General features: G+C 35.5%; 18 protein-coding genes, 1 tRNA gene and 1 pseudogene. 5 read left to right on the plus strand and 15 right to left on the minus strand.

The features are described from left to right. A pseudogene (locus FFM71_RS13595) lies at window positions 1-151 on the plus strand (IS630 family transposase); the annotation flags it as partial. Between the two features lie 217 nt (window positions 152-368). On the opposite strand, the gene FFM71_RS03800 reads toward FFM71_RS13595, so the two are convergent. The 10 genes from FFM71_RS03800 to FFM71_RS03845 all read right to left on the minus strand — a co-directional run bounded on the left by FFM71_RS03800 (window position 369) and on the right by FFM71_RS03845 (window position 11,525). Further along, window positions 369-1,160, minus strand: coding sequence for a sulfite exporter TauE/SafE family protein (locus FFM71_RS03800; RefSeq protein ID WP_137610865.1), 792 nt, complete (start codon window positions 1,158-1,160; stop codon window positions 369-371). A gap of 516 nt (window positions 1,161-1,676) precedes the next feature. Further along, entirely contained in the window at window positions 1,677-2,585 is a 909-nt protein-coding gene (murQ, locus tag FFM71_RS03805) for an N-acetylmuramic acid 6-phosphate etherase (protein ID WP_137610866.1), read from the minus strand. An 11-nt stretch (window positions 2,586-2,596) separates the two neighbouring features. After that, window positions 2,597-3,433: a MurR/RpiR family transcriptional regulator gene (locus FFM71_RS03810; RefSeq protein WP_171000463.1), complete on the minus strand. Its 837-nt coding sequence runs from the start codon at window positions 3,431-3,433 to the stop codon at window positions 2,597-2,599. Window positions 3,434-3,449: 16 nt separating this feature from the next. Then, a complete protein-coding gene (locus FFM71_RS03815; protein ID WP_137610868.1) occupies window positions 3,450-3,926 on the minus strand; it encodes a PTS sugar transporter subunit IIB in 477 nt (158 codons plus the stop codon). A gap of 29 nt (window positions 3,927-3,955) precedes the next feature. Beyond that, window positions 3,956-4,756, minus strand: a complete 801-nt coding sequence (locus tag FFM71_RS03820) for a PTS system mannose/fructose/sorbose family transporter subunit IID (RefSeq protein ID WP_041500786.1) — start codon at window positions 4,754-4,756, stop codon at window positions 3,956-3,958. Then, window positions 4,749-5,561, minus strand: a complete 813-nt coding sequence (locus tag FFM71_RS03825) for a PTS mannose/fructose/sorbose/N-acetylgalactosamine transporter subunit IIC (RefSeq protein WP_137610869.1) — start codon at window positions 5,559-5,561, stop codon at window positions 4,749-4,751. The genes FFM71_RS03820 and FFM71_RS03825 overlap by 8 nt, the downstream gene beginning before the upstream one ends. A gap of 817 nt (window positions 5,562-6,378) precedes the next feature. Beyond that, entirely contained in the window at window positions 6,379-8,043 is a 1,665-nt protein-coding gene (locus tag FFM71_RS03830; RefSeq protein ID WP_137610870.1) for a bacterial Ig-like domain-containing protein, read from the minus strand. A 139-nt stretch (window positions 8,044-8,182) separates the two neighbouring features. Then, window positions 8,183-9,712, minus strand: coding sequence for a glutamate/gamma-aminobutyrate family transporter YjeM (gene yjeM, locus FFM71_RS03835; protein WP_137610871.1), 1,530 nt, complete (start codon window positions 9,710-9,712; stop codon window positions 8,183-8,185). Between the two features lie 45 nt (window positions 9,713-9,757). Further along, window positions 9,758-11,188, minus strand: coding sequence for a C69 family dipeptidase (locus FFM71_RS03840; protein WP_137610872.1), 1,431 nt, complete (start codon window positions 11,186-11,188; stop codon window positions 9,758-9,760). A 10-nt stretch (window positions 11,189-11,198) separates the two neighbouring features. Beyond that, entirely contained in the window at window positions 11,199-11,525 is a 327-nt protein-coding gene (locus tag FFM71_RS03845) for a heavy metal-binding domain-containing protein (RefSeq protein WP_137610873.1), read from the minus strand. 274 nt (window positions 11,526-11,799) lie between these two features. Between FFM71_RS03845 and FFM71_RS03850 the strand changes: the two genes are divergently transcribed. From FFM71_RS03850 to FFM71_RS03865, 3 genes are all read left to right on the plus strand, one after another. After that, complete coding sequence (locus FFM71_RS03850; protein WP_137610874.1) at window positions 11,800-12,399, plus strand: Ltp family lipoprotein; 600 nt, start codon at window positions 11,800-11,802, stop codon at window positions 12,397-12,399. 74 nt (window positions 12,400-12,473) lie between these two features. After that, window positions 12,474-12,545, plus strand: a tRNA-Gln gene (locus tag FFM71_RS03855). Window positions 12,546-13,898: 1,353 nt separating this feature from the next. Further along, complete coding sequence (locus tag FFM71_RS03865) at window positions 13,899-14,552, plus strand: hypothetical protein (protein WP_137610875.1); 654 nt, start codon at window positions 13,899-13,901, stop codon at window positions 14,550-14,552. Between the two features lie 366 nt (window positions 14,553-14,918). On the opposite strand, the gene FFM71_RS03870 is transcribed toward FFM71_RS03865, so the two are convergent. After that, on the minus strand, window positions 14,919-15,773 hold the full coding sequence (locus tag FFM71_RS03870; RefSeq protein WP_137610876.1) for an alpha/beta fold hydrolase: 855 nt from the start codon (window positions 15,771-15,773) through the stop codon (window positions 14,919-14,921). Between the two features lie 80 nt (window positions 15,774-15,853). Between FFM71_RS03870 and FFM71_RS03875 the strand changes: the two genes are divergently transcribed. Beyond that, complete coding sequence (locus FFM71_RS03875) at window positions 15,854-16,324, plus strand: TetR/AcrR family transcriptional regulator (protein ID WP_137610877.1); 471 nt, start codon at window positions 15,854-15,856, stop codon at window positions 16,322-16,324. Window positions 16,325-16,338: 14 nt separating this feature from the next. Here FFM71_RS03875 and FFM71_RS03880 read toward each other — a convergent pair whose 3' ends face one another. Genes FFM71_RS03880 through FFM71_RS03895 form a run of 4 tightly spaced genes read right to left on the minus strand, consistent with a single transcriptional unit; the run spans window position 16,339 to window position 21,267 of the window. Then, the gene (locus FFM71_RS03880) at window positions 16,339-17,145 is read right to left on the minus strand and encodes a DUF2399 domain-containing protein (protein ID WP_137610878.1); all 807 of its coding nucleotides are present in this window, start codon (window positions 17,143-17,145) and stop codon (window positions 16,339-16,341) included. Window positions 17,146-17,147: 2 nt separating this feature from the next. Beyond that, window positions 17,148-17,753, minus strand: coding sequence for an SbcC/MukB-like Walker B domain-containing protein (locus FFM71_RS03885; RefSeq protein ID WP_137610879.1), 606 nt, complete (start codon window positions 17,751-17,753; stop codon window positions 17,148-17,150). Beyond that, window positions 17,754-20,261, minus strand: a complete 2,508-nt coding sequence (locus tag FFM71_RS03890) for a hypothetical protein (protein WP_137610880.1) — start codon at window positions 20,259-20,261, stop codon at window positions 17,754-17,756. Continuing rightward, window positions 20,254-21,267 (minus strand): hypothetical protein, encoded by a 1,014-nt coding sequence (locus tag FFM71_RS03895; protein ID WP_137610881.1) that lies wholly within the window; start codon window positions 21,265-21,267, stop codon window positions 20,254-20,256. Before FFM71_RS03895 ends, FFM71_RS03890 begins: the two co-directional genes overlap by 8 nt. Window positions 21,268-21,273: the final 6 nt, after the last annotated feature.

Genomic DNA, 21,273 nt, shown 5'->3' on the forward strand with positions numbered 1-21,273 from the left:
CAGGCGAATTCCAGAAATGGAACAATTAAAACAAGAAGTAGCAGCATGGTGTAGTGAACGTAATGCTAAAAATTTATCAATAGATTGGCAATTCACAACTGCAGATGCACGTATAAAATTACATTCACTTTATCCAAAACTTGAAGGTTGATTAAATATAAATGTGAGAGCTACGCTCCACTAGTTGGAAGAGATGAAAGTATTCATTTGCAGCGAAAGTGGCGTTATTGCTTCAGCAATTACACCACCGGGCGTGTTGAAGACTCGCGGGTTTTGCGAGGCTTCAACCGAGATTCGAGACCGCTTTTTGGCTCGAATCGTACCGCGCAGCATATGAATACTTTCAGCTCTGGAAACGGCATAACCCTTTAGATAATATTCAAAATAACTAAACCATTATAAACATTTAATCCAATCACGAAAATAACTACGACTTTATACAGACCGAGTACAAACTTATTCGACACCTTTGCACTGATAGTTGATCCTAAATACCCACCGACAATTGCCGAAATCATTATAAATGGTAATAAATGTAAATCAATTGGCAATTTATGCAACACAGGTACGAGTGAACTCAACTTCATAAACTGTGAAAAAAAGATTGAAGCGATGGAGTAAATTGCGGCATTTTTGGCGTCAAAATTAAATAAGAAAATCAATAATGCCACATTAATTGGTCCGCCACCGATACCTAAGAATGTTGACAGCGTTCCTAAGAAAACTCCGCTCAAAATAAATAGAATAGTGGTCATCCGTTTGGAGAATTGCCAACCGCTCTTTTTTGCGAATAATAATGCTAAAACCAAGCTGACAACGACGACAATAATTTGAATCAAATTCAAACGTTGGTCATTATTCAAAACGCCTTGGAGAAGCATAAATAACCAGTCACCTAATTTACCGCCAAATAGTGACCCCATGGAAAGATACAAAACTTCTCCCCAATTAAAATCAATATTTTGCTTAGTATTCTTGATTGTGGAAACAATTGACATGACAAAAACTGCAAAACTTGAATAAAAATTAATTGCCACTAATGGATCATGACTCAAAGCATCTAAAACTGGCTTAATTATTACACCACCGCCCATGCCTGAAATCGCTCCAACGGTATTTGAAAAAACAATTACTAAAACATACAAGATGATTTTATTCATAAGAATCTCAAGATAAGGAAACCAGTTTTCAACACTGGGAGGAATTATCGTTTTATGAGACCGCCTTTCTCAAGTATAGTTTGTGGTACTTCCTTTTAATTTTCATTATTATCATTCCAAAAAAAATGTGTATTAACTACCCAAGAACGGGGGGAATTAATACACAATTGCCAAGTCAAGTTTGAAAGGTGAAAAATTAATATAAACATTATTGGTGCAATCCTGAAGCTAATTTATTTAAATACTCATAAGTTTTCATTTTATTATTTCTTCCATAAAAAAAATAAACTAGTTGGAAGAGCTGAGAGTATTCATTTGCCGCGAAAGTGGCGTTATTGCTTCAGCAATTACACCACCGGGCGTGTTGAAGACTCGCGGTTTTTGCGAGGCTTCAACCGAGGTTCGAGACCGCTTCCCAGGCTCGGGCCGTTCCGCGCAGCATATGAATACTCTCAGCTCTGGAAACGGCATACGGCATAGTTACCTAAACTTTCAACCTTTAGTTACCAATTTTAATTAATTATCCATTCCAACAATCTTATGGATATTTCGGTGATTCTTTTCAAATAAGCTCATAGCATCTTCGTAAGATAAATTGAGTTTGAACATAATAAGTCCAACCGCAATATTCTTATGTGAGTCATTAAAAATTTCTCTGGCAACTGCTTCTTTAACTTGTAAAATCTGTTCAATAATACTGATTGATCTGGCCACTAATTTTTCATTAGTCGGTTGAACATTGATCATCAGATTTTCATAGACGTAACCGGATTTGATCATGATTCCGGTCGATAAAATATTCAGAATCATCTTTTGTGCTGATCCAGCTTTCATTCTAGTTGAACCCGTTACAACCTCCGGACCCACAACTGGTGCAATTGCCACATCGCTGGCTTTTGCCATGGGACTGTCTGGATTACAAATAACGGCAATAGTTAGACTACCAATTTTGTTTCCATATTCGATTGCCGATAAGGCATATGGTGTACGACCACTTGCTGACAAACTGATAACAACGTCATTAGAATTAAGATTGACATTCTTTAAATCTTCAATTGCTAATTCTTTTGAATCTTCAGCCCCCTCAACAGCCGCATACATAGCTTTCTCGCCCCCTGCAAGAAGTCCAAAAGCTCTAGTAGCTGGCACGCCGTAGGTTGGTGTCAATTCAATCGCATCTAAAGCGCCAAGTCTTCCAGAAGTTCCAGCGCCAATATAAATTAATCGTCCATTATTTTGAAAATTTGTTGCAGCCTGTTCAATAGCCATACCAATTGCATCAGTAACTTTTTCAATAGCTTTGGTAATAGCAAAATCTTCACTATTGATCAATTTAGCAACTTCATACCCATTCATTTTTCCGATATTTGTGGTGTTTGGATTACGAGATTCAGTTTTTAAATTTGTTACATCTTCTACGTTCATTGGCCTTATTCCTATTTTTCTTTTAATTTATTTATCAATTGGTTGGTCCGGATAGCCGATTCCTTCATCCCACCATATCTCAATTGCATCACACTAATAAATAACAGATCAGTTATATACATAGTAGAAATTTTAGAAGCAATTGCGGCAACACGAATCGTTCGTTCATTATCAGGTATACATAGGCAAACATCACTATTTTCAACCAGCGGTGTATCTTCTCTAGTTATCGCTATTACTGGTATATGATGTTCTTTGGCATATTCAGCACCAATACCAACTTCTTTAGTTTTTCCAGAATAAGAAATTGCAACAACAACATCATCCTTAGTGGCATTCGTCAAAAACTCCAAATTCATATGGGCATCAGTTTCATAAAAAGTTTTTATCCCATACCGATTCAATTTATGATACAAGTCATATGCAATTAATCCGGATGTTCCAACTCCAAGTATGTACACGTGAGTCGCCTTATTTATTAACTCAACTGCATGATTTAAATCAGCTTCCTTAATCATCGAAAAAGATTTTTGAATGCTTGATGCATAAACTTGCTCCAATTTTTCAGACATGATTTTAGACGTATCATCTTTTTCAATCACAGTATCAACAATTACTTTTCCAGAAGATAATTGACTGGCAATCGCAATTTTAAAATCTGCAAAAGAATCTAAATCCAGTTGTTGTGCAAATCTAACAACTGTCGCAGTTGAAACACCACTCTTCTCTGCTAACTCCTTGGATGTTGAATTCATAACTTCTTTGGGATTTTTTAGAACATAATCTGCCAATAATTTTTGTTGTCTACTCAACGATTTATAACGTTGTTCAATTTTTTCTAGAATCACTATATACACCCACTTATTATTTTAGAAAAGTTTCAATGGAGGCATCACTTTCACCAGGTACCATTTGGGCGGTGATTTTAATTCCACTAGCTAGTAAGGCCTGAACGTTCTTAATATCTTCGTCTGTTAAAGCAACTGACTTTTTAATTGCTTTAGACCCTGGCTTTGATGAAATGTTACCAACATTGAACTGTTTAAGATCGACTCCTCCGTCAATCAATGCCTTCATATCCTGAATATTACGGGTAATTAGAAAGGCGTTATCACCATCATACTTACCATTCTGTAGGTTAACAATACCTTTATTCACCGAAAGGATCGATAACTTAACTCCTGTGGGACGTGCCAATTTCAAAGCGTTGATCTGCATGTCATCATGAACCACTTGATCATTGACGACAATAATGCGATTTGCACCAAGTAAATTTGTCCAAACTGTTGCTACCTGTCCGTGAATTAATCTTTCATCTACTCTTGCATGAATAACTGCCATAATAATATCTCCTCATATTAATAATTTATTTACATTCCAAAAATACGTTTTAGATTTCCTAGAACCATTCCTAATGCAATTAGTACAAAAATTAATCTTGTTGAATTCATTTTCTTTTTACCTAATAACCAATATGAAAACATTACGATTGCTAGTGGCACTAAAGCAGGCAAGATTTGATTTAACATATCATCAATATTCAGTGTAACTTTTCCCATTTTATATTTAAGGTCAAGGGAATAATTAATAACTGATGGAATCAAGGCGCCTACAACTGTTAATCCTAAAATGGATGCGCCTTCGGTCAATGTCTTCATCCGACCAGCAAACTCGGTTGCCAATTTAGTCCCTTGGTTATAACCGATCCAAGTAAATTTATACCTGACCCATAAAATTGCTAATCCAGCTACGATAGGTAATAACATCCCTAACGTCGAACCTGATAATGCCATATATGAAGCGATTGAAAAAACAATTGCTCGATAAATTGCTAAGAAAATAGTATCTCCAACACCGGCAAAAGGTCCCATTAGACCAGTTTTCAGTCCAACGATTGCTTCAGGGTCGCTCATTCCAGTCTTCTCTTCAATACCTAAATCGGCACCAATAATCAAATGTGACATTGGTTGACTAGTATTAAAGAAACCTAGCTGTGTCTTCAAAGCTGTTTTCATGGCTTCCTTATCGTCTTTATACAGAACTTTTAACGCTGGCATAACGACCCATGAATATCCTAATCCTTGCATTCTTTCATAGTTCCAGCCCCATTGCAGTCCGAATAAATTTCGCCAATAGACTTTTTTAATGTCTTTATCTGTTAATTTAGTCATCGATTTCTACCTCGTCATCATCATCAGAGTTTACTGTGCTTGAACTTGTATCTGTAGAAGTTGTTGCAGGTTGTCTCTTGAAAATTACGTAAATTGCAGCCATAGCTAAACCAACTAACGCAGCTCCCAAGATTGAAAAACTCTTACCACCATAAGCCATCATGACAAAACCAATAATGAAGAATGGGAAGTACTTCTTAATCGGAAGATAACGCATCAAAATTGCAATACCCATTGCGGGAAGAATCGCACCAGCAGTCTTCAATCCATCCATGAACCACATTGGAATAAAACTATTAATTGCTGAAACAACACTTTGTCCAAAGAACAATCCGATTGCTACCGGAATAACACGTGATACGACCCAAGGAATTATCCCCCAGATATTTTGCATTTCAACTTTTCGATAATTACCTTCCTCAGCAAACTTATCTGCTCGATGCTGGAAAAAGGTATTTGCCATACGTGCCAAGATATCTGTTTGTGTTAAAAGCAGTCCAATTGGAACTGCCAATCCAATACCATATGACGCACCTTTGTTAGCTAGAATTGCATAAGCCGTCCCCATAACTGATCCAGTTAGAAAATCAGGAACAGTCGCACCACCGAAAGTGGCAACACCTAAGGTCATCAATTGTAATGTTGCTCCAACCATCAAACCTGTTTTTAAATCTCCCATTACTAAACCAGTAATGGCTCCACCAAATAATGGTGAATAAGGACCGAGCTGCATGGATATTTGATCCAAAACAGCTAAACTGACATAAACACATAGAACTAAAATAATACCGATAGAAACTGTCATAATATTAATCTCCTTTTTGCGTATATGTAATCGCTTTCTACAAGATGAATTATAAGTGGTCTCGCCTAAAAATGCAACATAATTTCATATTTTAGATATTATTTTGTATTTTTGAAATGATTATACATAAATGAAGCGGGTAGGTTATTTATTACTGCCGTCTCCAGAACAGAGAGTATTAACCTGCTATGCGGACCGATTCGAGCCTGGGGAGCGGTCTCGAATCTCGGTTTGAAGCCTTACCATAGACCGGTAAGTCTCCAAACTCGCCCGGTGGTGTAACGGCTGAAGCCGTAACGCCACACCCACAGCCGGTTAATGCTCTCTGTTCTTCCGACTAATTTATTTATTTTTTTAAAAGAATATATATATCTTAGATATTCAGTGATAATAAAAAATAGAAGCCATTTTTCACTCTGGAAATTTACCTAAGTGAAGAATGACTTCTATTTTAATTTTCTAACAAAAGGTTGAAAGGTGAAAAACTAATATAACCATTGTTGTTAAAGATTTAGATCTAATTTTTTTAAATAATCACAAGTCTTAGTTTTAATATTCCTGCCATAAAAGAATAAACTAGTTGGAAGAGCTGAGCGTATTCATTTGCCGCGAAAGTGGCGTTATTGCTTCAGCAATTACACCACCGGGCGTGTTGAAGACTCGCGGTTTTTGCGAGGCTTCAACCGAGGTCCGAGACCGCCTTTTGGCTCGGACCGTTCCGCGCAGCAATTGAATACTCTCAGCTCTGGAAACGGCATACTTAACTAAACTTTCAACCTTTAGTTTTCTAATTTTGTATATTATCAACCATATTCGATTATTTGAAAGTTACTGAACTTTCAGCAACCCACTCATCTGTCGACACGCGATACATTTTTTCTCCATTGATTGTTGCTGACTTATCTGTGAAGAAAACTGCACCTTTGCCTAATGCTCTATCGGACGACTTCTTGCCTTTACTGTTATAGAGTTGTGCAATTTCATTGGCTTGCACGGTTCCTTTAACACTTTGATATTCTACCACGTGGTCATCATGAACCCACTCGTGTGTTGAAACTCTATGATGCCATTCGCCTTGGAAATATGCATAACGATCTGTATACCAATTAGACATTTCTCCTAAAGCTCTATCTTCAAACACTCCAGAGTTTCTAAATTTGGTTAATTCTTTAATTGAATCACCATGGGTCTGAATTTGAGAGTCATTGAAGTAAAATACTTTGACATCATCGGCTTTTACCCATTCGTTATCGCTGCCATCAAGTTTATAATACTTAATTCCATTGATTTCGTTTAATTCCTTTGTAGAAAAATCAGTTATTTCTTCTGTTAGTTTCTTTTCACCTGTTTTGGTGCCATTCAAACTATAAATATTTAATGATTTTTGGTCAGTCATGATATTTGTTTTATCGATTCCAGTTACATTTGAATCTCCTTCATCTGTATCTGTCCCAGTATCTGAAGAATCTTTTACTTCAACTTCTGCCGTTACTGCCGTTTCCGGATTTCCATTGTACGTATAAGTTACTTCATAAGTTCCAACCTTTGAAGTATCAACATTATTTTCAATCTCAAGTTGATCAATGGAAATTGGTCTATTGAATTCATCCGTTGCACTTATAAAATTATCATTTTCATTCCATGAACTGTTAATTTCTATGTCTGTACTCTCTACTTTGATAACTGGGTCATACTTATTGATAGTATATGGCTGTGTGATTGTTGTTGTAATTCCTGACATTCCGGAACCCAGTACAAGATTAGGCAATTTCTGCACCAATTCGATCGTGATTTCACCTGAGTGATTCCCATCAATAGCTTGACTACTACTGAGTAAATCATCGAATTCAATCGTTCTTGAATCTTGATTATATACGTAATCTCTCTTCTCACCATTAATCGTTATTTCATTGATTGTTATTACACCATCTTTATTATTACCCACATACGATGACAAATTCAGAACTGAATTATACGCATCTAAAGGAATGGCATTTTGTTGAACACTTACATTACTATCAACGTGTTTAATACCTCGTATATTAGATAAAACGTCAAAATTAGTTATCTTATTACCTGATAGGAATAAATAATTTAATCCCTGCACTTTATCAAGCATTGAAATATCTTGGATTGATGTATTACTTATCGTTAAATGCTTTAATGCAGTCACGTTTTCAATTCCTTGCAAACTGTAATATTTATTACCGCGAAGCATTAAATCCGTTAGTCTTGAATTTTGTAAATCATTCATTGTTAATCTATCAGCAGAAAGTGGTTTCTCTATCATTACAGCAATAGCAACTCGCAAGTTTCTGTCTGGCATGATTTCATTGATATTTTGTGAACTATCACTAATCTCCTCTGCCCTGACCGTCTCTACCCTCATCAGATCAGAAACCAATTTTGGATTCACCATAGCTGTTGTCATCAAAGTTCCTGCGGACAATCCAGTTGCCGCCATCATTATCTTTCTTTTCATACCATTCACCTCCCTTTTTGTGAGTTATTTAACTTGTAGATTATCTTATAAAATTACTTGTTACTTTGTCACGTTTCAACACAACACAAAAAAACAGACCTTATCAAATTTCGATAAAATCTGTTTCTTAAAATACTATTTAATCATTTTCAGCATCAACACGAGCCGTATTTTTACCATGCTTATGTTCATATCTGTAATACAAAATGAATCCGACAAGACCGAAGACAACTGGTCCAATCATTGTCCAAAGTGCATCAGTATAGGCACCTTCCATAATTGGTTGAAGTACCGTGAAGATAACTGCGAAAGCTAAGACTAAGAAGACAATTGTAGTAACTGTCCACATAGCTTTTTTGTTTTTATAGAATAAATATGGTTTTTCAATATCTTTATTCAAGTTAAAGAATGGATATGCACCAACTAAGAACAAGTAAGGTACAGTAGTTGAAACGTTAGCCATCAATGTCAAAACATTATAAAGTGCTTTGGCGTTTTTACCACCCATATCAACAATCAAGATAAGGACAATAACAACGATAGCTTGTACCCACATTGCATACGCAGGCATACCATGTTTGTTTAACTTAGTTACTTTAGCAGGCCAGAAATCTTTGGGAGTACCTAAAACGAAAGATTTCAATGGTGAATAGATCAAAACGAAGAATGCACCCATGTAAAGAATGAACATGTCAAAGCCTGTGAAACGTGCTAGCCACTCACCTAAAGTAAGAGCGGCAGCACTACCTAATCCGATATGTGTACCAAAGGTATAACCAAGGTTACTCATCATAACATAAGTAATATTACCCAAGTTAACATTACCTTTTGAAACAACTGAATTCCAGTTAGCACTCATTGCCCAGCAAAGAATTGTTAGTGAATAAAGCACTGTAATTGCAATTGCTGAAATCAAAACACCACGTGGGAAATCTTTCTTAGGATTCTTCATACTATCAGTAACACCACCGACAGATTCCATACCACCGTATGCAAAGATTGCATAAACGATAAATGAAACCATGCCTAGTGGAGAAGCAAATGCTGGATTTGCTGAGTGGACAAATGTATCTAGTCCGTGAATTGGTTCAGCAGTATGAAATCCTGACATAAAGAGTACTGACAAACTCAAAAGGAAGAAGACGACTTGTAAGACAATCATCATAATTCCCCCGAAATTTGAAACTTTAGCAATTTTGTCCATACCCTGTGTTGCTGTGTATGTGACAAAAACGATCCAGAGTACCGCAAGGATACCAATAACTTGTGTTGCTGAAAGTCCGAACATACTCCATGTTTGAGTTGTATCATGTCCAGCAAACATTGTCGATAAAGGAATCCAAACTTTTGAAGAAGTTGACACTAGCCAAACTTCCCATGAAGCTAGCCACATAAATGTACCAATGAAGGCCCATTTTGCACCAACAGCTCCATCAATCCATGAATAAATTCCACCCTTTGCTTCGTTAAAGGCGGAACCATACTCTGCCATCATAAATCCTACAGGTAGGAAGAAGAAAACAGCAGCAAATACATACCACAAAATACTAGCTAATCCCATCTGTTCATAAGCAACAGTTGTATTAGCAAATCCAAAGATTGCCGTAAAGATCATCATTATTAAACTAAATAATGTGATTGTCTTCTTCGGCGAATTACCATCATCCATTTTTAAAACCCCTCATTTAATTTTCAATGTACAAAATTATAATTTCTATAAATTCATATCTGTCTTGAAGTTTAGAGGTGAAAAATCAGTCGAGTCCGTAATTAATTGAGCAATGAGCTCTTTATAGCCATCAAGTGAAACTTTTGCCATTTCAAATGACGCTTCAGTTAAATAATTAGGTAATTTATCATCATCTTTGCTTAAGGCTTCCCGATCAAAATCATTTAACTTCTTACGAAGTGTGATATTGATGTCCTCTTGCTTGGCTTGGAAATCTTTTCCAAGTTCTTTGTAGTGACCGTCCAACAAAACACCAGCCAATTTGTAAGTCCAATAAGCTGACTTACTATCATATGGTAGCTCACCAAGTTTGTACTCTTCAGGCGTGTCGGTCATCCCCATATAGAATGGCACATAAACACTTTGTGAAGCGACACCCATGGCTAGCCATTGAACACAGGCGATTTCAGGAATCATATCAGGTCTGATCTGTAAGACATGAGACTCCTGAGTTTTAGCTAAACTAATTGGACGGTACCGTTTATTATTAGCAGAATGATTCAAAGGATCGAATTCGGTCTTTTGATAATGAGATGCTAAATAATCTTGTGCATCATCAACACTCAACAGACGATTGGCTTTCTTAACAAAAGCCAAATCTTCACTCTCAGGACTCTCATTTGTCTGACCTGAGAATTGTTGTTGCCCCCACCAAACACGGGGAGTGCTGTAAATTTCATCAGATAAATTATGTGTTCCAAAAATTTCTCTGAAGTTAAAACCATCAGGTCTAGTATTCAAATGATTTTCAGTAACAAATTTTTTAATATCTTTACGATACATAAAATTGTCAGAATCATTAAAATCAATTTCTTGAATTGCTAGTTGGTTGGCAACCACTGCATAACTATCGTCGGGGATACGTTGTGCAACCCAATAGTGACCCGATCCACTTTCGAAATACCAAACTTCATCTTTATCAGAGAAGAGCACTCCGTTAGTCTCACAAGTACCATGATCTTCTATAATTTTACCTAGTCGTAAAACACCTTCCCGAGCAGTTTTAACATAAGGCAAAACAACTGTGATCATGGCTTCTTCGCCAATACCATTTTTATCAAGAGGGTCAACGCCTAAAACACGTTGGTTTGAATAAGCACTTTCAGTAGCACTCATTCCAACGCCATATTCGTTAAAACCATCCTCTTCAAATAATCCTTCTTCAAAGGTCCATTCAGGAGTAGCAGAATATTTATAGCGAATTTTAGGCAGGTCCATTTTAAAGTCATTGGCTTTAGAAACGAATTTTTGATCATCAGTAAATTCTTTATGGTCGTGAATAACAAAGTGCTTAGGCCATGAAGCTTTGGCGTCTTCGTTTCTGCCGATGATAGTTGAACCATCAACGGTTGCTTTCTTACCAATCAAAATACTAGTACAAGCTGATAAAGAACTTTTATTATATTCTAATGCCATTACAATCACCTTACTTAAATTTTACTGCGGTACCATACGCTGCAACTGTTTCCATGTCTGCACTAATCGAGTCAGAATCAAAACGCATCATTACTACTCCGTCAGCTCCCATATCCATTGCATTTTGACGCAAACGGTCAATTGCAATATCACGAGCCTCAGTTAGTAATTCGGTGTAAGCTTTAATCTCACCACCGACAATGTTTTTGAATCCAGCGCCGATATTTCTAACTACGTTTTTCGATTGTGTCGTCAAACCAAAGACTTCACCGATAATTTCGTAGTCACGTCCAGGTACATGTTCAGTCGTCGTCACTAATATCTCGCTTTTCTCCATTACTTCACCTCACAAAAATAATTATTTCACTCCATTAAATAATGTAACACATTAACACCACGATATGGTTATATCTCGAGATTTATTGAGCAATAATTTTGACAATTTGTCGGAAACGTAAAAAGCGAGTTTTCCTTGTGGTTGTAAGCGTAAAGCATTATAAAAATATTTATTATAAAGCTTGGCGGTTTGGCAAATCAAGCAAGTGATTTCACAAGCTTTCGACTATAATTTAAAGTGTAAATATTTTGAAAAATACGTGGAGGTAATTATTTTGAAACCTCAAAAAAGACAGAATTTAAATCGAAAACAAATTATCCTTTTGTGTATTATCAGCTTGCTTTTTTTGGCATTGATACCTATTGCCATTTTCTCGTTACGAACTACTACTAGTAGTCCAGCGACCTCTAGAATTCAAACGGAAGTCCCAGTTCCAAAACGGGGAAAGTCGGCCTTAAAGCAAGTTCAAAATTATTCTGACGTGATGCATATGTCAAAACAAGACCTGGTGGATCAGCTCACTAGCAAACATTATTCAAAGTCTGCAATTAACTATGCCATAAAGCATGTGAAAATTGACTATGATCAAAACGCGCTGCTGAAAGGAAAAGAATATTCAGATTCTCAAAATATGTCAAAACAGGGTATTTACGATCAACTTATCAGCAAAGGAAAATTTACAGTTAAGCAAGCTCAATATGCGGTGGATAACTTACAAGTTGATTACAATCAGAATGCCCTGATTACAGCTAAAAATTATCAGCGTGACTTAGGATTCTCTCCTGCTAAAATTCGTGAGGTCTTAATTTCTGACAAGAATGAGAAGTTTACGGTGGATCAAGCTGACTATGCGATTCAGCATTTAAACGACTAAATTCACTAAATTGAATTATTTATTTTGAATGCCCTTGACATTAAGGTCATTTTTTTATAACATTTTACTGTTAGTGGGCATTCGCCAAATGGTAAGGCAGCGGACTCTGAATCCGCAATTTATTGGTTCGAACCCAATATGCCCAATTGTATGAGTTCAATAAGTTTCTATACGCCACTAAATCGTGGTATATAGACATTCTCACAAATTAAGGATTCTATAAAAATCAATGTAATTCAACTAAACCGGACCACTACCCGGACCCTTAAAAATAATATAAAGACAAGTGTGGGAGTTGGCCTAAAGCCATCGGTCGATTATGACTGGTGGGTTTTTTTATATTTTTAAATTAATTTCCTGATATGCTTGTATTCACACTGCATGTAGTGTATTGCAATAAGAATAAGGTAACAAGCACGGTATTGTGGGAAACAAAAAGAACTTTAAAAATCCAGTTCACCATAAACCTCTTTGAATTAATGAAGTTCTCAATCTAATCAAAAAAGGGAAGCCCTCAGGGACTTAGCCTTTGTGTACTTAAATTGTATCCATTTGAGGAGTTTTGCATCATGAAAAAAACATATCAAAATGAAAACACAAAAATTGTATTTGAACTTAATAAACCAACAAAATGGTATCAATGGTTTGTAATTGGTTTATTTATTCTTGGAATAATCTATTTAATTGTAAGGTAAAAAAAATAACAGATAAATTACCAGAATCACGTGTAAAATCAAATGAAAAATGGAACGAAAATAACAAGGAGCGTATGAGATACTTGCGTTCACAATCGTCCGCAAAAAGTTTTATTAATAACAGAGCTACCCTAAATGATATTTCAGAATTAAAAGAATTACTAAAAAAACGTGAAAGAAAACTAGAATAGCATGTTAAAAAAGATGATGTCGGTAGTATATACTTTAACAAATTATAAAGTCATCAAATCAGTTCGTATACTTTTCTTTTGGTTAACTATAATATCTTTCTTCTTTTCATCGGATTTATGTGTATTCTTCTTGTTACTTTGGATTTTGCTCTGGTTAATATCCTTGTTTTTAATATTTGTTTTACACAAATAAAAAAACAAAAAAAGTCCACCACCTTTATTATTTACCTTAAAGACCTTAATTAAAATTTGGTGCTTTAAATACTTGATTACCCAATTATCTAGTTTTTGAAAAAATATTTATCTTCCACTGGTATTAAAATTATCTACCAATTTCCGGTATAGAGATAATCTGAATTTAGAATGGTACATACAATATCGTGATTCTATTCTTTATACTTTTGATGATGTGCAGACAAAAACTTATGAGGAATTCGATTGGTACAATAACCATATAAAATCATGCTATCCAACTTTTTGGAATAATATTTCAGCTTCAGCCGTTTATCTTGTTTACACCAATATTTGTCACTAAAAGATTCAAGTGACTGGTAATTTATCACATTCCTTCTGATATACTTAAAATTAAAAATATATCGTTATGGGGGAAATTATGGAAACTTTATTAACAATTAGTGTATACGCTTTTATACTTATTTTGTTAGTTGTGATCGGGTTCTTTATTACTTGGCTAGTCGGAAAAATAATAAAAAAGCAAGGTCCAACCAGAACGGGAAAAATAGGCATGATAATTGCAGCTTCCTTTTTAGCTTTAAGTATAATCTCAATTTCAATATCAGCGACTAAAATAAATAATGCTGAAGCAGCTACTGAAAGAGTTAATAAACAAAAGAACAAAAATTTCAAATCTTCATCTGAAAAGTTTACAAAAACTTATTTGAGTGCAGGCGGAAAAATGGAAGAAATTGGTACTAGCGAATACCAGTATTGGGGCGATGAAATTGATAGTTCTGATGATTCTGATGATTTCGACGTTGATACTGTGGTTGCTGATGCAGTTTCTTATAACTCTGCTAAAATTTCAGATGCAAATGATGAACTTGATGTGCTTAAAAAAGCTTTAGGAAAAATGAAAACAAATGATACTGGTAAATATGATACCAAGGGATATGAGAAAGCTTATTTGCGAATTAAAAAACTAGGAAGTTTTGTATCATATCCAAATGGTAGCTATTATGATTTCAATGATAAGATGACCAAATTAGATGACGCAGTCAATGAATCTTATGACTGGATGTCCGAATAATTAATTCTCACACAAAAAATAAGCCTGCATTAGGCTTATTTTTTTACCAATTTTAAATACCTATACTCCATAGTATGCGTTCCTACGCTAAATTAGGAGTAATAAAATGACCGAAATAAAAAAAATTTAGACGAAAAAGATTCCACTGCGTTCAAAATCAATTATGACATGCTTATTATAAAATGGCTTATAGAACGACATTAAATATTTACGTCGAAATTACAAGTAAGCAAAAGAAAGATGCTTCTATAAAGTATGCTAAATATGTTAATATTTAAAGCCGGACTATTAGAAAATCGTTAGTCTTAATTGACTAGCGATTTTTTTCATATAATAACATCACACAGACATATTATTTTCTAAAAATTATCCAAAATCCTTTCCAGAAATATTGTTATAAATCAGTTCATTAATTTCATCATTATTGAACTCTGTTAACCAATGAGAGGCGTTTAGTTCAACCATCTCATATTTACCTTTCATATAACTTGCATTACGTTCAATACCCGCACGACTTATAGCCAAATCCTTGTTTCCCCAAATCAAAACGGTATTGGTCGTGATTACACTATAATCGACCTGATTTTTAATTTGGAATAAGGCACGATACCAATTGATAACACTCGTCAACATGTCTTCTTGTGAATAAAGTTTTAAGTATGATGCTATCTCACTTTCGTCAAATCCAGCCCATAGTTTCTTCAAAATTGCATAGTCATTTGATGAAATTAACTTTTCAGATTCACCAGGTACTTGGAAACGACTGACGTAAGCCCCCTTTTCTCTTTGAGTTGGATCATTTTGTAACGCCCAAACATAAGCGGGCCAATCTGGAACTGACAATGAAGTCCATGATAAAAGTTTTTCTGGATATTTGGCAGCAACTGTCCAGCCAACCAATGAACCGATGTCGTGAGCAACTAAATGAAATTTTTCATATCCTAATTCTTGGGCAAGGCTTACAACATCATTGGCCAATAAATCCATACTATAATTTTCAATTCCTTCCGGACGAGCACCTGCAGAATATCCTCGCTGATCTGGTGCCACAACTCGATAACCATTGTCAGAAAAATATAACATTGTACTTTCCCACATCAATGAACTTTCTGGAAAACCATGTAGAAACACAATCAAACTGCCTTTGTTTTCTTCACCTGACTCGCGAATGGTAAACTTCAAGTTGTTAATGGTCAGTTTGGTTTTAATAATTTTATTCATGATTGAACTTCCCTTCTCTTAATGTCTAAAATATAACAGTTGGAAACTTCAAAAATCGGGACAAAGAAGGAGGTATGTCCATGAACAAGCGCGACGAAGAAAAACAAATTATTTTTGAATCTTTAAAAGAAGCCCTGCTAATTTTAATGGAGAAGAAGGACTTTTCAAGAATTACTGTCAAAGAACTCGTTTCTAAGGCTGGTGTTGCTAGATCCACCTTTTACCGATACTTTCCTAACAAAATCGATTTAGTTAGATTTTTAATTCATGATGCTTTGATTAATTTTGATAAAAAGTACGCTCCTAAAACGATTGAAGAACGTTTCGAGTCACCTTATATGGATGAAGTCCGAAATTATGTTCAACAATATAAGAATCCAATTAAAAGTATTTATAAATCCGGACTATCTTATTTATACCTTGAGGAATTGAATAAACATTTGATTAGTTTGAAACCATATAAATTAACCATGAAAGAAAAAATCTACTTGTATGGTCTGGCAGGGGCACAATATAATATTATTTATAACGGATTTATCGATGCTATATAAAAACACGTTGGAAATTAATCCAACGTGTTTTTCTTTAACCATCGTTCTATCAACGTTTCATATTCAGAAATCAACTGTTCCTGTTCAACAAACTTATGGAGTGTATGAATGGATTCCATTTCTTCTTGCATAGTTTTGTTCTTAACTTCCAGTAATTTTGTCCGACGAATACCGGTTTTACCAAATCTAATAAGCCAATCGAACACTCTCTTTGAAGATTGAATTTCAAATATGTTTTGATGCAAAATTGTTGAAAGATGATCAGCAATCCTTATGCCATTACTATCCAAATCGCCAAGATAAGTCATTTTTAATTTATTATTAGATAATCTGATTAACAATTGATTGTATGCTTCGTTAAAATCATTTCCCGATTGATTAATCAACGGCCAATTAGGGTGACGATTATACAACCAAATAAACACTCCATTATTCTCAATAATAATTGCCTTGTCTGTCATTAATGAAACCTCTGTCATCCGTTCAATTTGCCAAGGGTTCAATGTTATCGGTTGTGGCAAATTAGTTTCAAAAATATTGGCACTGACGAAAGACATACCAACGAGTTTTGAGGTCAATTCATTAATCGGATGATCTGCAAAAATATGTTTCAAGATCCACTGATAATAGCGATAAATTGCTGGATTCTCTTTCGGATCATTCAGCGTATGAGCAGTGAATCCTAGGTCAACTGCCTGCTGTCCTCTTGGTGGCAAAAAAATATTATGTTCTATTTTATCGAACAAAACATCTAACTTTTCTGCACCTTCAGGTAAACTCTTTCCAGTCTCCGTTTGATACTTTTCTGTATAACGACTCATTTTTATGCCTCTTGCCAAATCATTGCTTCACGGACTATATTTTTATGAAATTTACCGTCATTTTTCTTAGCTGGAGCAATTACGTCATAGGCAATGTTTTCCACACCATCAGCTAAAACTTTATTTTGAGCACCGCTTGGCATCGTTGCAATAAAGTTGAAACCAAAGTGATCAATTGTCTTGGCAAACGACTTGGCTGTCTCTGGATCAAGTTTATCCGCAAACTCATCAAACATTACCATATGAGGTGCATCAATTTTCTTCGAACGGTTTAGAACCATCTTAGGGACTAATAACAGCGGAAGAACCATGGCCTGCGCCTTTTCAGCACCTGAACCACCAGATTGAACGAATTTATCATCTACCAGTTCAAATTCACCGACATCTGCCTGTTTACGGTGAATCCAAATTTGAAAATCTGACCACTGTCTGATATCTAGCAGTTGATGGGCTTCTTCCATAAACTGTTCATTATCATTGGCAACCTTGACATCATTTGCCAGTCTTTCTAGACGTTGTTGGACTTCTTTTAACAGTGCCGGACGATTGGACAAAGTATTGTCACGGGCCTCGTCAATGACTTGTTGTCCAACATTAACAGGATCCAATCAAACTTTCAATTGAATACCTTGAGACTTTTGAACGCCATGAGCCAACACTTCATTATATCCGTCAATTAAATCATATTGATCAGAAATTTGATGTGCTGCTGCCTCGATATACGTCATCTGGGCCGCTTCGTTACCTGAATTTAATTGCTCCAACGATTTCTCAACTGCCTCTTTATCATCCACAATTAATTTCTGCGCATGCTTAATATCGAACGGAACAATTTGTAAATCCCCATGATTGATAGAGCGCTGTTGTCTCATAGAACTGGCAATATCAGTGTGCCCACGATCTTCAAAAATCGAATCTAATGCATACGGATCAATTCCATTTTCATTATCATGACGAATGATATAACTGATTTTTGAAGAAAGATCATTAAAACTGTGACTACGGATATCGCTACGTTTAGAGTCAACGAACCTCATAGTTTCAGTAATCTTCTCCAATTCAATCCCATCAATCATATATGGCTCCAGAATTTTCAGGTCAGCTTCCGTTTGATCAGCCAATTTTGTTAAAATATTCTCTAACTCAGTAATTCTTTGAACTAAGCCTTCAATTCTAGTTTGAGTGGCTGTCTTTTTATTATTCAATTCCCGTTCTGATTGTTGATATTTGGCTTGAGCATCTTTGGCATTCACAATTTTATTGCCTAATTTCGGATCAATTACTAAAGCATCAATTTCTATTCTTAAATCCTCAATTTCTTTATTTTGTTCATCAATATCAAAATTCTTATATTCCAATTCCAATCTATTAACTGATTCATCGAGACCTTTTTTGATTACATTAAACTGATAATCCTGCTTATCAATTTCAGATTTAATATTATTCAAGTCTTTGTTGAATTGCTTCAACTGTTCGGAGATTTCCTTCAATTCTTTAAACAAGGCTTCAGTATTAAGAAACCTTTGCAAATCAGGATTAGTTGCCAACAAATCCTTTCGTTCCTGCTCTAATGCAGCGTGTCGCAAACTCATTTTGTTGGCACCAGCATTATGAACCTCCAAGTTATCTTGATGCAATCCTGGTCTAATTCGCCCAACTACCGGTCCATTGGTACGTAAATCAATTTTCCCATCCATATTCTCACGGATTTCAGTAACAATCTCAATGTCTTCACTCAAATGCTTTTGATTCTGTTGAATCCCATCATATTTAACTTTGAGATTCTTAATCCTACGAAGATAATGGTCTAAACCTACGACTAACTTATCGAGATCATTTCCCTGAGTAGCCTGTTGTAATTGTGTCAAATCAGTTAAGTCAGTAATTCTGTTTTGTAACGGAATCACTTGTTGAATAAACTCATTCTCGCGTGCTTTTAACTGATCCATTCTTTTCTGTGATGTTTCTAATTCAGCTTGTTGTCTGTCATACTGCTTCTTCAAACTTTCATAAACTGCCAAACGTTGCATTATAGATTTAACTTGATCTTGTTTACCATGACGTAACTCTTCAATAGTCTTTTGTTCAGCCATTTTCTTCTGCAAATCCTGTACTAATTCTTCAGACTGTTGCAGCATTGGTTGTAAAATTCCCAACTGTCTTACGTAATCGTCAAGTTTATGCTGGTCATGTTCCTTCATGTTACTTTGCTTTGTCAATTTGTCATGATTATCCCCATAAGGATCTAACGTTAATTCCTTCAGTCGATTCAAATTGCGCCAAAATATTTCTTTTTTTAGTCGTATCAAACGTTTTTCGGCTCGCGTCAACCTTTCAAGAATGGCCTTCTTCCGATTCACATCACGTTGCGTATTGGCCACGAAATCAATCACTTGCGTATCGATACCCTCTTGAGCATTTTTCATGGCCTCCAAAATAGGAGTCAAACGGGCATTACCAGCAGTTAGAATTGGAGATGCCAACAATCGATAAGTAATTGCCAATTGATTGAGACTTTTAGGATTAGTAAATCCATAAATTTTTTCTGAGACATAATTTTGAAATTCATTAACTTGTGAAAAGATCTTAAAAATACCTGCCAAATCCTGATTACGATCTATAAATTCATCTTTCTCAAGGCTCCGACCAACCTCATCAGTTGTTTGTATTGATAATTCATTACTCAAATCCTCATTAATTGCTACAAACCACCATGTGGGTTTTCTACTTTCACCGACAGCACGATGTGCACCAATACCCACAATTACTTGCCTTTTTTCTGATTCCATTAGCATATAACTATAACCGGTTCGAACTTTCATCGCCCCACTACCCCAACCTAACAGCATCCCTTCAAAGTTACGAGTGTCATTAGCACTATTACGCGTGGTCGTTTTGTCTAAGCGGTCTGTTCCCTTAGCAGGATTAAATGAGGGCGTCGCAATTGACCCATCAATTAACATTGGAAAGAAACAGTTAGCTAATGTTGTTTTTCCCGCGGCATTCTCACCAATCAACGTTAAATTGCCGTTCTGTGAGGCTGGCATATTTAGCATCGTATAATTGTTAAAATTTCTTAGATGAAAACTGACCGGTCTTAAAGTTTCTTTATTCATGTATCTGCTCCTGCGATATTTTATCTTCTATTGAAAAACGCTTGATGATTGGTGCCGGATAGACAAAATCATGTTTTACCTTAATCAGATCAAAGTTATTTAGGGATTCCTTCACCTGGCTAACGGTTATTTTTTTACTAGGAAATAGTTTTTCAATATTATCCTTGATCATCTGATTCAATTCATTTTCAGAAATACCGGCATGAATTTCATGCGCTACATCGATTGCAACTACTGCCGGTCTTGACTTAACTTGCTGTCGCTTTTTATCCAACAGTAAGGCATAGTCATCCCCACATTCCAAATCAAATCGGTCTAAATTTTCCCACTGTTCGGCAATCTTATTCTTTTTATCCAGCAATACTCCCCATAAGTGTGGTGACATTTTGGGACTAATATAACGATTGATCAAAAGAGCCTGATTAACTCGTTGAACATCTGACATAACAATCTCTTGCCTACTAGTTAACCGATTAATAATTGCCTGTGCAAATAAATTAAAGTCCGGACTGATATTCCAATATTCTGAGATTTCTTGATTTTGTTCACTCTGTACCAAATCTGGAAAATCGACCGTAAAGAGTTTGAACCTCTCAACAAATAAATCTGTAATCAAACGTTGAACTTCTTTTTCATCCAAATCCACAACTTCACTACGTACTTGACGAACGATGGTTTGAGTTAAAACTGCTCGGTCACTAGTATTGTTTTGCAATTCAGGTAAATTAATCACTGCTTTGAGCGTCGCCAGCAACACATGGACTGTTTCAGGGGACTCATAATCAGATCCAAGCGTTAACAACAAATTTTCCTGAATATTTTCAGGGTTGATGCCAATTAAATCATTCAAATAATTATTAATATGATTTTGAACAATTGTTTTCTTCAATGCTAATACTGCGTCAGTCATCTCATTAGTAGGTTTGATAGGACTACTTGTAAATAAACCTGTGTCAATTAGTTGATTGATAATTAAACGTTCCAAATTGCTTAATTTAGTTGTCATTTATCT

Source organism: Companilactobacillus huachuanensis (assembly GCF_005404815.1).
GTDB lineage: Bacteria > Bacillota > Bacilli > Lactobacillales > Lactobacillaceae > Companilactobacillus > Companilactobacillus huachuanensis.

What these genes read in the sequence shown, in the direction of transcription:
- FFM71_RS03800 (WP_137610865.1), bottom strand. Translation starts at nt 1,160, where the DNA reads ATGAATAAAATCATCTTGTATGTTTTAGTAATTGTTTTTTCAAATACC.
- murQ (WP_137610866.1), bottom strand. Translation starts at nt 2,585, where the DNA reads ATGAACGTAGAAGATGTAACAAATTTAAAAACTGAATCTCGTAATCCA.
- FFM71_RS03815 (WP_137610868.1), bottom strand. Translation starts at nt 3,926, where the DNA reads ATGGCAGTTATTCATGCAAGAGTAGATGAAAGATTAATTCACGGACAG.
- FFM71_RS03820 (WP_041500786.1), bottom strand. Translation starts at nt 4,756, where the DNA reads ATGACTAAATTAACAGATAAAGACATTAAAAAAGTCTATTGGCGAAAT.
- FFM71_RS03825 (WP_137610869.1), bottom strand. Translation starts at nt 5,561, where the DNA reads ATGACAGTTTCTATCGGTATTATTTTAGTTCTATGTGTTTATGTCAGT.
- FFM71_RS03830 (WP_137610870.1), bottom strand. Translation starts at nt 8,043, where the DNA reads ATGAAAAGAAAGATAATGATGGCGGCAACTGGATTGTCCGCAGGAACT.
- yjeM (WP_137610871.1), bottom strand. Translation starts at nt 9,712, where the DNA reads ATGGATGATGGTAATTCGCCGAAGAAGACAATCACATTATTTAGTTTA.
- FFM71_RS03840 (WP_137610872.1), bottom strand. Translation starts at nt 11,188, where the DNA reads ATGGCATTAGAATATAATAAAAGTTCTTTATCAGCTTGTACTAGTATT.
- FFM71_RS03845 (WP_137610873.1), bottom strand. Translation starts at nt 11,525, where the DNA reads ATGGAGAAAAGCGAGATATTAGTGACGACGACTGAACATGTACCTGGA.
- FFM71_RS03865 (WP_137610875.1), top strand. Translation starts at nt 13,899, where the DNA reads ATGGAAACTTTATTAACAATTAGTGTATACGCTTTTATACTTATTTTG.
- FFM71_RS03870 (WP_137610876.1), bottom strand. Translation starts at nt 15,773, where the DNA reads ATGAATAAAATTATTAAAACCAAACTGACCATTAACAACTTGAAGTTT.
- FFM71_RS03875 (WP_137610877.1), top strand. Translation starts at nt 15,854, where the DNA reads ATGAACAAGCGCGACGAAGAAAAACAAATTATTTTTGAATCTTTAAAA.
- FFM71_RS03880 (WP_137610878.1), bottom strand. Translation starts at nt 17,145, where the DNA reads ATGAGTCGTTATACAGAAAAGTATCAAACGGAGACTGGAAAGAGTTTA.
- FFM71_RS03890 (WP_137610880.1), bottom strand. Translation starts at nt 20,261, where the DNA reads ATGAATAAAGAAACTTTAAGACCGGTCAGTTTTCATCTAAGAAATTTT.
- FFM71_RS03895 (WP_137610881.1), bottom strand. Translation starts at nt 21,267, where the DNA reads ATGACAACTAAATTAAGCAATTTGGAACGTTTAATTATCAATCAACTA.